At 44.6% G+C, this 13809-nt stretch carries 15 protein-coding genes; 7 read left to right on the top strand and 8 right to left on the bottom strand.

What is annotated here, in order from left to right:
- The first annotated feature begins 334 nt into the window (after nucleotides 1–334).
- Nucleotides 335–892, top strand: coding sequence for a gamma carbonic anhydrase family protein (locus L2730_RS17480; RefSeq protein ID WP_248975774.1), 558 nt, complete (start codon nucleotides 335–337; stop codon nucleotides 890–892).
- A gap of 7 nt (nucleotides 893–899) precedes the next feature.
- Here the strand turns inward: L2730_RS17480 and L2730_RS17485 are convergent, their stop codons facing one another.
- On the bottom strand, nucleotides 900–1178 hold the full coding sequence (locus L2730_RS17485) for a DUF1488 family protein (RefSeq protein WP_248975775.1): 279 nt from the start codon (nucleotides 1176–1178) through the stop codon (nucleotides 900–902).
- A 24-nt stretch (nucleotides 1179–1202) separates the two neighbouring features.
- Entirely contained in the window at nucleotides 1203–2018 is an 816-nt protein-coding gene (gene aroE, locus L2730_RS17490) for a shikimate dehydrogenase (protein WP_248975776.1), read from the bottom strand.
- 138 nt (nucleotides 2019–2156) lie between these two features.
- Here aroE and L2730_RS17495 point away from each other — a divergent pair, with 138 nt between their 5' ends.
- Nucleotides 2157–2591, top strand: a complete 435-nt coding sequence (locus L2730_RS17495) for a group II truncated hemoglobin (RefSeq protein WP_248975777.1) — start codon at nucleotides 2157–2159, stop codon at nucleotides 2589–2591.
- Nucleotides 2592–2615: 24 nt separating this feature from the next.
- Here L2730_RS17495 and hemF read toward each other — a convergent pair whose 3' ends face one another.
- The 3 genes from hemF to L2730_RS17510 all read right to left on the bottom strand — a co-directional run bounded on the left by hemF (nucleotide 2616) and on the right by L2730_RS17510 (nucleotide 4769).
- Entirely contained in the window at nucleotides 2616–3530 is a 915-nt protein-coding gene (hemF, locus tag L2730_RS17500; RefSeq protein ID WP_248975778.1) for an oxygen-dependent coproporphyrinogen oxidase, read from the bottom strand.
- 12 nt (nucleotides 3531–3542) lie between these two features.
- Nucleotides 3543–4106: an L-threonylcarbamoyladenylate synthase type 1 TsaC gene (gene tsaC / locus L2730_RS17505; RefSeq protein ID WP_248975779.1), complete on the bottom strand. Its 564-nt coding sequence runs from the start codon at nucleotides 4104–4106 to the stop codon at nucleotides 3543–3545.
- A gap of 99 nt (nucleotides 4107–4205) precedes the next feature.
- The gene (locus L2730_RS17510) at nucleotides 4206–4769 is read right to left on the bottom strand and encodes a DNA topoisomerase family protein (RefSeq protein ID WP_248975780.1); all 564 of its coding nucleotides are present in this window, start codon (nucleotides 4767–4769) and stop codon (nucleotides 4206–4208) included.
- Between the two features lie 123 nt (nucleotides 4770–4892).
- Here L2730_RS17510 and L2730_RS17515 point away from each other — a divergent pair, with 123 nt between their 5' ends.
- A complete protein-coding gene (locus L2730_RS17515; RefSeq protein ID WP_248975781.1) occupies nucleotides 4893–6665 on the top strand; it encodes a collagenase in 1773 nt (590 codons plus the stop codon).
- Between the two features lie 69 nt (nucleotides 6666–6734).
- On the opposite strand, the gene L2730_RS17520 is transcribed toward L2730_RS17515, so the two are convergent.
- The 3 genes from L2730_RS17520 to L2730_RS17530 form a co-directional block, all read right to left on the bottom strand.
- A complete protein-coding gene (locus L2730_RS17520) occupies nucleotides 6735–7208 on the bottom strand; it encodes a DUF494 family protein (RefSeq protein WP_220737799.1) in 474 nt (157 codons plus the stop codon).
- Between the two features lie 2 nt (nucleotides 7209–7210).
- The gene (dprA, locus tag L2730_RS17525) at nucleotides 7211–8242 is read right to left on the bottom strand and encodes a DNA-processing protein DprA (RefSeq protein ID WP_487250775.1); all 1032 of its coding nucleotides are present in this window, start codon (nucleotides 8240–8242) and stop codon (nucleotides 7211–7213) included.
- A 127-nt stretch (nucleotides 8243–8369) separates the two neighbouring features.
- Nucleotides 8370–9470, bottom strand: a complete 1101-nt coding sequence (locus L2730_RS17530; RefSeq protein WP_248975782.1) for a LysM peptidoglycan-binding domain-containing protein — start codon at nucleotides 9468–9470, stop codon at nucleotides 8370–8372.
- A 135-nt stretch (nucleotides 9471–9605) separates the two neighbouring features.
- Here L2730_RS17530 and def point away from each other — a divergent pair, with 135 nt between their 5' ends.
- Genes def through trkA form a run of 4 tightly spaced genes read left to right on the top strand, consistent with a single transcriptional unit; the run spans nucleotide 9606 to nucleotide 13791 of the window.
- On the top strand, nucleotides 9606–10118 hold the full coding sequence (gene def, locus L2730_RS17535; protein ID WP_020910288.1) for a peptide deformylase: 513 nt from the start codon (nucleotides 9606–9608) through the stop codon (nucleotides 10116–10118).
- Nucleotides 10119–10122: 4 nt separating this feature from the next.
- On the top strand, nucleotides 10123–11088 hold the full coding sequence (gene fmt, locus L2730_RS17540; protein ID WP_248975783.1) for a methionyl-tRNA formyltransferase: 966 nt from the start codon (nucleotides 10123–10125) through the stop codon (nucleotides 11086–11088).
- 5 nt (nucleotides 11089–11093) lie between these two features.
- Nucleotides 11094–12374, top strand: a complete 1281-nt coding sequence (gene rsmB, locus L2730_RS17545) for a 16S rRNA (cytosine(967)-C(5))-methyltransferase RsmB (protein ID WP_248975784.1) — start codon at nucleotides 11094–11096, stop codon at nucleotides 12372–12374.
- A 7-nt stretch (nucleotides 12375–12381) separates the two neighbouring features.
- Nucleotides 12382–13791, top strand: coding sequence for a Trk system potassium transporter TrkA (gene trkA, locus L2730_RS17550; protein ID WP_248975785.1), 1410 nt, complete (start codon nucleotides 12382–12384; stop codon nucleotides 13789–13791).
- Nucleotides 13792–13809 lie beyond the last annotated feature (18 nt).

Consider the following 13809-nt stretch of genomic DNA (forward strand, 5'->3'; position numbering starts at 1 on the left):
CTTATTTTAAGAAGTTTTTCAAGCGATGATTTCTTAACCACTCTCGTGAAAAGAAGCATTACCCGAAGCCCTTAAAGCGTTTGTCACCTGAATCAAATCCCCGAAGGTTTTCAACTCTCTAACACCGCTGCAAGTCCCGTACTACCTAAGTAGTTGGCCTGCTGTGCCGTGTCAGTGGATGCGCATTATAGGGAAATCTAACAAGAGCACAAGAGGCTAAATGAGAAAAAGTACAATAAAAGTGAAGTTTTATTACTGGTTGCTGATAAAACACCCTGACTAGCTACTTTTTAAGCTTTATAATGCCAAAAATAGCCACTTTAAGGACTTTGGGATGACTAACTCGCAAAATAATAAGTCACTACGCTCGTATAAAGGGATAGTGCCTCGGCTCAAGAATAATGTTTATGTAGATGAGGCTTGTGTTTTAGTGGGAGATATTACATTAGATGATGACTCAAGCGTTTGGCCATTAGTTGCAGCCCGTGGTGATGTTAACCATATCTATATAGGTAAGAGAACCAATATTCAAGACGGCAGCGTATTACACGTCACCCGTAAGTCAGCTTCTTTACCTGAAGGGCAACCATTAATTATCGGCGATGATGTGACTATAGGTCATAAAGCGATGTTACACGGCTGCAAAGTGGGTAACCGCATCTTAGTCGGTATGGGGGCTATTATTTTGGATGGCGCAATACTAGAAGATGATGTCATTCTTGGTGCCGGCTCACTAGTGCCACCAAATAAGACTCTTAAGAGTGGCTTCTTATACGTAGGCAGCCCAGCAAAACAGGCGCGGCCGCTAACTGAAGCGGAACTTGCCTTCCTGCCGCAATCTGCCGATAACTATGTCAGGTTGAAAAATGAGTATTTAGCAGAAGGCAATTAAACGTTTATTAGGTAACGATTACACGCCCTAACTCATCGAGCAGCTCTTGTTCGATGAGGTGCTCCACCTCTTCCTCTATATCAAATCGATAAGTTTCAAACACTGCCAGCGCTTTAGTTGCTATATCTTGATCGGTAGCGATTAAATTTGTCTCTGATAATGCCGCTAACTTCGCGATACCAATTCGACACTCTATATTCATGCCCTGCTGTTGAGCAGGAAAAATAATCATTTGCGATGATTGCTCCCAATCTTGTAGATCGGGAAATAAAATACTTTGATTCATGTCTATTCCGTTTTAGTAGCGCATCTAAAGCTCAGCTCTAAGTTGGCTTAAAACCGTCTCAACACTTGGCTTAACCCCACGCCAAATTAAAAAGCTTTCTGCAGCCTGACCCACCAACATTCCTAAGCCGTCTATTGTTCGTTTAGCACCTTGCTCTGCCGCCCAAAAATTGAATGCAGTCTGCTTTTTGCCATACATCATATCGTAACAAACAGTATCGGCGCGAATGACCTCTGCACTGAGGTTAGGCACCTCACCACTTAAACTCGATGACGTTGAATTGATAATGACATCGTAATTTTGACCTGTATGAGTAATAGGTTGAGCACTAACCTGACCGTAATGAGCAAAGATGTCGACCAGAGCTTCTGCTTTTGACTGAGTGCGATTCACTATCGTCAGCTCTGCAATATTGGCTTGTAATAGAGGTAAAACACTGCCTCTTGCAGCGCCACCAGCACCAACTAGCAAAACACGCTTACCTTTAAGACTGCCAAAATGCCTTTGCAGATCAGCCACCAAACCTAAACCATCAGTATTATCACCACGAATTGTGCCATCACGTAGGACTGATAATGTGTTTACAGCCCCCGCTAATTGCGCCTGTTCGCTTAATTCATCGCACAGTGAAAAGGCCTGCTCCTTAAAAGGTACAGTGACATTCGCCCCTAAGCCATTATTGGCCGCAAACTCACTAAAACTAGCTTCAAAGGCGTCAATAGGTGCCAGTATGGCTTCATAGCGCAAAGCTTGATTTGTTTCTGCGGCAAAGACAGCATGAATGCTTGGTGACTTACTATGGCCGATGGGGTTACCAAATACTGCGTATCTATCCGTCATATTCAATTTTCTAGTGCTGCTACCAAAGTTAAAGATTAGTTTACCGCGGATCTAGCCATGAGCAATCTATTCCAGTGCAGTTATTTTCAGTCACTTGTTGTTACAATGGCTGCATCATGAATTTAGTGACAATAATAGATGGATTGGTTAAAACGCCTTATCGGCAAAAAAGAGCTTAAGAATGAGCGGGATCATCAGCAGTCTAATGCCTATGATCGAATCGGTGGCGAGAAAACCATTCGCGCCATCGCCAAGCAGTTTTATGCGCAGATGCAAACCATACCTGAAACCAAGCCTCTACTCGATATTCACCGTGCTCCAATAAGTGAGTCGGAACAAAAACTGTTTGAGTTTTTGAGTGGCTGGCTCGGTGGACCACAACTGTACCAGCAAAAACATGGTCACCCAGCGCTTCGCGCCAGGCATATGCCATTCAAGGTTGATGAAGCGATGCGTGATCAATGGTTAACCTGCATGAAAGCGGCCATTGAGTTAGAAGTCAAAGATCCACAGCATCAACAAGCTATTTATAGTGCGGTAGCCACTCTGGCTGATCATATGCGTAATCAATAACCCTTATTAATTACGCTTTATGATTTATAAGCTCAACCAGTCTCGTGGCTTAAGGTAATCACTATATAACGTTGCTTCAGGGCTGCCCGTTTCTGGAGTATAAGCATACTCCCAACGGACCAGTGGTGGCATAGACATTAAAATGGACTCTGTGCGGCCACCAGTTTGCAGCCCAAACAGGGTGCCACGGTCATAAACCAAATTGAATTCCACGTAACGACCACGACGATAAAGTTGAAACTGACGTTCATGCTCACCATATTCGGTATCTTTACGACGCTCAACAATCGGCGCGTAAGCAGTTAAGAAACCATTACCTACAGCTTGCATAAAGTCGAAGCTCTTATCGAAGCCCTGCTTATTTAAGTCGTCGAAGAATAATCCGCCAACACCACGGGTTTCATTACGATGTGGAAGCCAGAAGTATTCGTCACACCATTTTTTGTATTTAGGGTAGGCTTCATCACCAAATGGCTCGCATAATGTTTTGGCACTTTGGTGCCAGCTAACAACATCTTCAAGGTAAGGGTAATAAGGTGTTAAATCAAAGCCACCACCAAACCACCATACAGGATCCGCGTCCTCTTTCTGAGCAATAAAGAAACGCACATTGGCATGAGTTGTCGGTATATGTGGATTCTTAGGATGGATAACCAGTGATACCCCCATCGCTTCAAAGCTGCGCCCTGCGAGTTCAGGACGATGCGCTGTTGCTGATGCCGGCATAGAAGCACCTGTTACGTGGGAGAAGTTCACTCCTGCTTGCTCGAATACAGCACCATTAGTTAATACTCGACTTTGTCCACCACCGCCCTCTTCACGCTTCCAAGAATCTTCAACAAACTCGGCTGCGCCATCTAGCGCTTGTAGTCCATTACAAATTCGAGTTTGAAGATCGAGTAAGAAAGCTTTTACGACTGCTGAATCTGGTGTGCTCATACTTTTCCTTGATTAACCTTGTCTGAGAATGTTGCCACTCTTGGCATCGATAATAGTTGAAGGCGCGTGCTGATGGCCTAACTCCCCTAGCACTAATCCAGAGATAATCCCTTCAAACTGCTGCTTTACAGCCGATGGAGATAGCGCTGGTTGCTGGCCTGATAAATTGGCACTGGTAGAAACAATAGGTTTATTAATTGCGGCGCATAAAGCCCTCACGCCTTCATGGGCTGTCACTCTCACCGCAATGGAATCAAAAGTACCACTTAATAATTTAGACAAACCGGGCTTGATTGGCATGATAAAGGTAAACGGTCCAGGCCATTTACTGTGAACGAATGCAAGCTGCCGTGCGGTTAACTGCGACTCATCGATATAAGGAAGTAACTGTTGGTATTCTCCAGCTACTAGTATCAGGCCCTTCTGCCAAGGACGTTGTTTTACCTGTAGTAAATGGTTAATCGCACCATCATTATCAGGATCGCAGCCCAAGCCGTAAACAGCCTCAGTAGGATAAGCTATCACGCCTCCCCCCATAACAACTTCAGCCACTTCAGCTGGCAATACTTCTAACATCGGTCTCCCTTAACCTCAACTCAGTGCACACTGCAACATCGCTATGATTACTTAAAAGCGACATTAGTGGAAGATAATATGCTCATTTAGCATGCCAACTCAAACTGGCCGTTTATATTTACAGGCTTTTTGAGGACACTCTAAGCGCATGCCAGCGGCTCCTTTACGCTCGACGAGTATCCCAAAGCCACAATCAGGACAGGTCTCGGCAACGGGTGGGTAGTTCACCAGAAACTTACACTTAGGGTAAGCACTGCAAGCATAAAAAGACTTACCAAAACGACTAGTTCGATGCTCAACATGGCCCTTTTTACACTTGGGGCAGCTTATCTCATCTTCTGCATCTGCCTGATCATGTTTTTCAATATGGCTGCACTCTGGATAGTTAGTACAACCAATAAAAATACCAAAGCGCCCCGACTTTACCGCAAGCTCACTAGCACACTCAGGACAAGATGAACCTTCTATCACTTGAGTTTCGATGGATTCATGCTGCACCAACGGCCGAGTGTAATCACAACTTGGATAATTATTGCAGCCAATAAATCCACCATGTTTACTATGCCTTACCGATAACTCGCAGCCACACTTAGGGCAGAGTTCATACTCTTTCTCTAGTGCATGCTCATGTGTTGTAAACAGTTGCTGATCGATTTTAGCCATGATTGTCTCAGTTCATCAGTATGCCGCTATTCTACCAAGTATTAGCCTGACTGTTGTATACATCTAATAGGTTTTGACAAAAAACGGTGATATATTGTATCCAAAAAAACACAGGCGTGATAAATGAATACAAAAACTAAAATTGCTTTAACGATTATCGTTGCACTTTCTGGCTCAATATCTGGTTGTTCTAGCACGAATAACACGTTAGCAACTCCTGAAATAATCCAGCAGATAAGCTCAAACTCTGAAAGTGCGCTATTTGATGAAACTAACCCGCTTATGACGGTATCTCATTTCCAGCAAGCAAGCGTTACTTTAGCCAGCACAACTGATACCGAGTCGCTTGATAAGCTACTCTACTATTTTCGCGCATTCAGTTATTACGGTCCAACTGACAATCTGCAACAATCTGACTATGTCGGCTTATCTAATGCCCTAAAAAGTCTTGCAGACTCAGGGCTATTAAACAAAAATGCTCGCCTACAAGAACAATTTGCAGTGACCCTTTATCGCTACTTTGCAGACAATGAGCGCGCAGCACAACTTGCACCTCTGCTACCACAACTCAATAACCAACTAGCCCAACTTGCAACGACCACCAGCCAACAAGCAAACGACTATGCACTGCTAGAGACACTAAAAGCTTATGGCTTTTTGTTTAATGTAAGCCGTAAAAAAGTTGAAGGTGAACTCAATACCGTGCTGCTGTCTGCAAACCTTAATCAGCCACTGTTAGCTTTTGCAGCCAACAAAAGCAGTATCCGCGCAGAGCAAGACTGGCCGAGAACTAACGCCTACTGGGCGTTAGCATTATATAGACTTGCACTACCAGGTTCAGAAGATGGTGAAGCAACGCCACTCGAGCTTGCTGTCGATAATGCCGTGGCCGACATCGCTAGACAAGATGTGGCTGAGCGCGGCGATATTGCCAAAGATGCCTACAGTAGCGGCTACCACGTTAATACTTTTTCAGCTCAAGAACGCTGCCAAGAAAATAGCGACATTTGCCGCATACCAGAGCTAACTGAAGGTTTACCCATTGAACACCACTGCTCAGAGTCGCTCTTTATCTTGGCGCAAGATCTTAATGAGCAAGAGTTAGTAGAAAGCTGCACTAAGCTCACTTCGCAAGAATCTCACTTTCATAACGTGCTTGAGACACAGCAACAAGCAACAGCCAACGACAACAATGAAGCACTAAGAGTCGTCGCGTTCAAAAACTGGAGCCAGTACAACTACTATGGCCAGCTAGTATTTGATATTCAAACCGACAACGGCGGCATGTATATCGAAGGTACACCCTCAAAACCTGGTAACCAAGCAACGTTCTTTGCTTATCGCCAATGGTGGATAGAGCCGGAGTTCGCGATTTGGAACCTGAATCATGAATACGTGCACTACCTCGACGGCCATTTTGTAAAGTATGGCGGTTTCGGACACTTCCCGAGCAAAATGGTGTGGTGGTCAGAAGGTTTAGCAGAATACATTGCTCAAGGTGATACCAACCCTACCGCACTTAAGATCATCAAACGCGACATTGATAAGGCGCCAACGTTAGAAGAAATATTCGCGACTGAATATAAAGATGGCGTTGATATGACTTACAAATGGAGCTATATGGCAGTGCGTTTTCTTGCCGAGAATTACCATAGTGATTACGTGAAATTGAGTCAGTTCTTAAAAACCGATTACTTCGAAGGCTATGAGCTGCTATTAGCCGACTTAACACAACATCAGCAACAGTTTTCTGAGTGGTTAACCACTCAAGTGGTGCAATTTGATGACAGCGAGGAGAAATCTAAGCCGCGTCTGCATAAGCAGAATCGTTATGCTTATCGTGACTACTTGCAACCGCAGCACCTCAGTCAAGATAGCACTCATCTGCATTTTTAAATATGCATGAGTTACAGCACTAAAAAAGGAGGCGAAAGCCTCCTTTTTTATGAAACAAGTTGAACAGGATTATGAATGCAACCGACCATCCGGCTGCTCAAAGATCAGATCTTCCATCTGCTCATAAGCCGACTCATGGCCAGGAGCATTAAATAGCACCATCAAGATAACCCATTTCAGGTCATCCAAATTCAGCGTCGTTTCATCAAGCTCCATCACTCGATCAATAACCATTTCTCGGGTTTCGACACTAAGCACTTTAATTTGCTCGAGAAACAGCAGAAAGCCGCGACTTTCTACATCAATTTTATTAATCTCATCTTTAGTATAAATACGGAAAGACTGCTGATCATGATTACAAAGATACGGTGTTCCCGCCTCTTGTAACTCAGCTAAACCTTCTAACCAAGTTAGCGCTTTAATGATCTCTGCTTGGTGAAACCCAGCACGCGTTAGTTCTTTTGTGAGTTCGTCTTCATCGACAAGAAACTCAACTTCGCTATGCACATAGTTTTCGAATAGATACATGAGGATATCAAACATGGCTAGCTCCTCTTAAGTCTTACATAACCACCGGGTACAGCAGTAACCCAACCTTGTAACTCAAGTTCAAGTAACTGCTCCAATACTAGCTCTATGGTTTTTCCACTATGCTCAACCACGTTATCAATCGTTGTGGTTTCATAACCTACACTAGCTAACAGCGAAGCAAATGGCAAATCAGAGACTATCTTCCCCCCTATATGGTGACTAGCTTTGACTTCTTCAAGGTGAAGGCCAGATAAAACCGCAACTTCTTCAAAAATGTCAGCGGCAGACTCCACTAACTTAGCGCCATCGCGCAACAGTTGATGGCAACCTTCACTTTGGCCACCGAGTACACTCCCCGGTAATGCAAACACTTCGCGCCCCTGTTCATTAGCCAATCTCGCACTGATTAATGAACCACTTTTTAAACCTGCTTCAACAACAAGGGTACCTAGAGTTAGACCGCTAATTATGCGGTTTCGTTTCGGAAAATTGCCAGAAAATGGTTTAATTTGTGGCCAAAATTCACTCAAGACGCAGCCATCATTTTGAATCTCATGGTAAATACGGCGGTGTCTCTTAGGGTAAATAACTTCGACCCCAGTACCTAAAACAGCAACGCTAACACCTTTATTATCAATAGCGGCTTGATGCGCTGCGCCGTCAATGCCTAACGCCATACCACTGGTAATGGAGAGGTGTTGCTCAACAAGCTGCGATGACAAGGCATGCGCCATCTTCAAGCCACCCGGTGTGGCATTTCGGCTGCCTACAATCGCAATACTCGGTCGAAGCAGAGCACTGATATTACCTTTTACAAACAACACACAGGGAGGATCACTAATTTGTTTAAGTAAAGGCGGGTAAAGCGGGTCGTCGAAACATAGTAAGTGGTTATGTTCACTCAGCTGCAGCCACTCGAGTGCCGAGTCAACTAAAGTGTAATTGGGGGTAAGGTTGGAGCGAAGCAAAGATTCAGGCAAAGGTAATGCATCTGGCTCATGCGTTAACCTTTGTCTTAACTCTTCCACATCCATGTAGTTTATCAATTGTTTAATCCGAGCGGGTCCTAGCCCGGATACAGCAGAAACAACTAGCCAGTCGACCAGCTTTTCATTAATAGTCTATCCTCAAGTTATCTGTGCAGTACTATCACTGCACAGTTTTAACTCTAGACTACTCGCTCACTATCAGCGAATCAGGAATAGTCAGTTTATCAGCGACCCTTACAGGGCGCTCATTAACCAAGATAATTCCCATACTGACTTTTTCAAAAACTTTAAAAACCATTAACTTGCCACGATACAGATCTGGCATTTGTACCGCATTGTCAGCAGATATCCCAGCCAACATTTTTTCATAGCGAGTACGGTCATTTGGCGCCACAGGCACACCGTCACCATCTATCACCACCACATCGCCCTCTTTAAATATTGAGAACACTTGCCCAGCTTCAACGCCATCAGTATCGCCACGGTCAATGTAAACCACATCGAACTTACCCATAGCTCGAATATCAACTCCAGAAGCCAATACTGTCGTTGGAGCGGTGAGTTGTGCAGCTCTAGGCATAAAGTAGGCAGACATTAGTGAGTCATCTTCAATTGGCAGCAAACGGTAACCGGCTTTAGTTTCCCGTAAACTACTTAACAGCTCTACTTTCGATACCGAACCAGACTCAACAACCCGGCCACTTGCAGTCAATATAGCCTCAAGTCCAAGAGCTTCCCCATCAGCATTGGCAAACTCTCGGCCGCTGGCGTAAACACCAAATTTATCACCAACGGTAAGCTCGCCTTGAACATAAACAATATCTGATACCACATGGTGACGAGATTCGCTTTCACCGCCCATAACCATCGGCTGCTGCTCAAACCAATTTTCTTCAACGACTCGATTGTGCAGTAAATAAGGTTGAATCAGTGACAGGTCTATCGCTGGAATTGCACCATTTTTAGGTGAAACACGCCCAGCAGGGCTTTTGCTTAAATGCGGCTTGACCACTAAGCGTGGTACACCGTCAATAAACACTAGCGTCAATCTATCACCCGGATAGATAAGGTGTGGATTAGCCACTTGCGGGTTTGCCCCCCACAATTTAGGCCAACGCCAAGGATCTTTTAGGAAAAAAGCTGATATATCCCAAAGAGTATCGCCTTTTTTGACAACGTAGGACTCAGGGTGTCCAGACTTCAGTGTCAATGTATCAGCGAAAACGAAGGTGCAACCAAGCATAAGTGAAGCAAGTAATAGTAACCGTTTCATCAGGGTATCCATGCTATTTGCTCTTTATTAGATTATAAGTAGAGCTTTTGCTGTTATTGAATGCCGCTAAGGACTAAAATTGAGCCATTAGCCAAAGCCAGTATAACTAACTGGCTTAGATTTGACAGACTTGTTAAGAGTTTAGGTATGAGTTTATTAAAAGTTTTACGCTTTCCAGATGAAAGATTACGTACAGTAGCCAAGCCAATCACAGAGTTTAACGCTGCTCTACAAACACAAATCGACGATATGTTCGAAACAATGTATGAAGAGAAGGGGATCGGTCTAGCGGCCACCCAAGTTGATTTTCATCAGCAACTTATCGTAATGGATCTTCAAGATGAGATCGATCGCCCAAAAGTGTTCATAAATTTAGAGATAATTGCCAAAAGCGGTGATTTCTGTAATGAAGAGGGTTGCTTATCTGTTCCAGGCATCTATGCCAAGGTGGATCGGGCTGAGTTTGTCACCATCAAAGCGCTTGATCGAGACGGTAATGAGTTTACCTTAGAGGCTGAAGGACTGTTTGCCATTTGCTTGCAACATGAACTCGACCATTTAGCGGGTAAATTGTTTGTGGATTATCTATCGCCACTAAAACGCCAACGTATTAAGCAAAAGCTAGAAAAAGCCGCTCGTTTAGAAGCAAAACAAGGATAAATTTTTGAAACCACTTAATGTCATTTTTGCCGGTACGCCTGACTTTGCCGCTCGCCACCTTCAAGCGCTTATCGAATCACAGCACAACGTGATTGCAGTTTACACCCAACCTGACCGACCAGCGGGTCGAGGAAAAAAACTACAATCTAGCCCGGTAAAGGCATTGGCACTCGAAAATGATATTCCAGTGTTACAACCTAAGTCATTACGCGATGAAACCGCCCAGCAAGAATTAGCCGCACTTAATGCCGACATTATGGTTGTTGTGGCTTACGGTTTAATCTTACCGAAAGTAGTGCTTGATACCCCGCGCTTAGGTTGTATCAACGTGCACGGTTCTATTTTACCTCGTTGGCGAGGTGCTGCACCCATTCAACGCGCCTTATGGGCTGGCGATACCGAGACTGGCGTTACTATCATGCAGATGGATATTGGTCTAGACACCGGTGACATGCTATTAAAGACCCAGTTAAAAATTGAAGATACTGACACCTCTGCCACCCTGTATGAAAAGCTCGCCGAACAAGGTCCAAGCGCACTCGTTGAAGCATTAGCGGGCATCGCGGCTAATACTTTACCAGCAGAAAAGCAGGATGAGAGCCTAGCCAACTACGCAGAAAAGTTATCAAAAGAGGAAGCGCAAATTGATTGGTCTAAATCAGCAGAGGCCCTTTGGCGTGAAATCAGAGCTTTTAATCCATGGCCAGTAAGCCACTATCAACATGCTGGTAATACCATAAAAGTTTGGCAAAGCCATGTGAGCGAAAAGACGTCAACAGCCGCAGCAGGAACCGTTATATCTGCCGATAAAAATGGTATTGATGTTGCGACTGGAGATGGTGTGTTAACAATCACCAGCATGCAATTACCAGGCAAGAAACCTCTTAGTGTCGCAGATATTCTCAACTCTCGTGCAGATTGGTTCACACCTGGCACTCAACTCAACAATGCAATGGATGACCAAGGCTAATGGCAATGAACTTAAGAGCACTAGCTGCGAAAGTGGTATTTCAGGTCCTTGAGAAAGGCATATCATTATCTGTCGCCCTACCCGATCAGCAAAGACATCTCGACAGTGGTAAAGATAAAGCACTGTTGGCAGAGCTTTGTTATGGTGTTATGCGTCATCTGCCTCAGCTTGATAAGCAAGTCAGCGACTGCATGAGCAAACCGCTTAAGGGTAAGCAGCGCATCGTACACCAGCTGCTTTTGATTGGTTGTTATCAGATCTACTTCACGCGGATCCCAAGCCATGCAGCAATTTCAGAAACTGCAGAGGCTTGTCGCCAATTAAAATTTGAAGGCTTAGTCAAGGTCGTAAATGGTGTCTTGCGCACTATTCAGCGCCAAGAAAAACCCTTATCAACCGACAACGATACACTTGCCTACAACACACCAGCATGGATCATTAAACGCCTAAAAGAGGCGTATCCAGACAACTGGCAGCAGATTATTGAACAGAGCCATCAGCGACCTCCGATGTGGCTGCGTAATAACCAGCAATCACAAACTCGCGATGCCTACATAAGCGCATTAACAGATATGGAGGTGGAAGCTACAGCAGGTAGTAGCAATGATGCTATTTTACTCTCTAGCCCTCGAGATGTTACGCAGCTACCGGGTTTTGAAACGGGTTCCGCTTCAGTACAAGATGGCGCAGCTCAATGGGCAGCCACACTGCTAGCACCACAAGGTGAGGAGCTGGTACTTGATGCTTGTGCGGCACCAGGTGGTAAAACTTGTCATCTGTTAGAACTGGCACCAGACATTAAGCTTGTTGCGGTGGATTTTGATGCTAAACGACTTGAACGAGTGCAACAAAACCTAGACAGGTTATCACTACAAGCAGAGCTCATTCATGGTGATGCAGCTAACATTGATTCTTGGTGGCAAGGTGATAAGTTTGATCGTATCTTGCTCGATGCACCTTGTTCTGCAACAGGTGTTATTCGTCGTCATCCCGATATCAAGTGGCTCAGAAAAAATAACGATATTCAAGAGTTAGCAACATTACAGTCAAAAATATTTGATCATTGCTGGAAGTGGCTAAAGCCAGGTGGCACACTCTTATATGCTACATGTTCTATCTTGCCACAAGAGAATAAAGATCAGGTTAGCGCATTTTTAGCAAGAACCGCAGATGCAACCTTAGTGCCTATCGAAGAACAAACCAATCCGCAGGATATAGGTTGGCAAATTGTTCCAGGGCAAGAAAATATGGACGGCTTTTATTACGCTCGCCTAGTGAAGGATTAGTACGGCAATGAAAATAATCATTTTGGGTGCAGGACAAGTTGGTGGCACATTAGCCGAAAACTTAGTGGGTGAAAATAACGATATTACTATCGTCGATAACGACAAAACTCGCTTACGTACCTTACAAGATAAGTACGATTTACGGGTTATTTGTGGCCACGGTGCTCACCCAGATGTATTAAAGCAAGCTGGCGCTGAAGACGCTGACATGCTGATTGCGGTTACCAACAGTGATGAATGTAATATGGCTGCCTGCCAAATAGCCTATTCGCTATTTGGTACACCAACTAAGATTGCCCGCATTCGCTCAGAGCAATACTTAAACCTGCGCGATAAACTGTTTATTGATAGTGAAACTAAACACTCAGAGAATCGTCCACGTGGTGGTTTCATCATTGATGAACTCATTGCACCAGAGCAGCTGGTGACCGCCTATATTGGTCGTCTTGTTGAATACCCTGGTGCACTGCAAGTATTAGAGTTCGCCGAAGGTAAGCTGAGTCTCGTTGCTGTTCGTGCTTATTATGGCGGACCACTGGTGGGTAATGCCTTAGCGGCATTACGCGAGCACATGCCCAATATCGATACCCGAGTAGCGGCTATCTTTAGACAAGGCCGACCGATTATGCCTCGCGGCACCACCATTATTGAAGCCGATGATGAAGTGTTCTTTGTTGCCGACAGTCGCCACGTTCGCGCAGTGATGAGTGAGATGCAGAAACTGGATAACTCCTACCGCAATATTATGATTGCCGGCGGCGGTAATATAGGCCTTGGTCTAGCCAAACAACTGCAGCGTAATCATTCAGTTAAGCTGATTGAGCATAAGCAAGAGCGCGCCGAAGAGTTGTCAGAAAAGCTAGAAAACACAACCGTCTTTTGTGGTGATGCTTCAGATCAAGAACTATTACTAGAAGAGCACATCGATCAAACAGATGTCTTTATTGCTGTCACCAACGATGATGAAGCCAATATCATGGCTGCATTGCTCGCAAAACGTATGGGCGCCAAAAAAGTGATGGTGCTTATTCAGCGAGAGGCTTATGTTGATATCGTACAAGAAGCGAATATTGATATTGCTATCTCACCACAACAAGCCACTATTTCTGCGCTATTGACCCATATTCGTCAAGGCGATATCTGTAATGTTTACTCATTAAGACGTGGCGCAGCAGAGGCTATTGAAGCGATTGCCCACGGCGACAAAAATACCTCTAAGGTTGTCGGCAAACAGATAGGCGACATCAAACTGCCTCCAGGTACAACAATTGGTGCTATTGTCAGAGATGACGAAGTATTGATGGCACACGATAAAACGGTCATTGAACAAGGTGACCATGTCATCCTATTCTTAGTTAACAAGAAGTTTATCGGTGAAGTCGAAAAGTTATTCCAGCCGAGCGCCTTCTTCTTTTAAATGTGTTCCGGAGCCTAA

Source organism: Shewanella kaireitica (assembly GCF_023284045.1).
GTDB lineage: Bacteria > Pseudomonadota > Gammaproteobacteria > Enterobacterales > Shewanellaceae > Shewanella > Shewanella kaireitica.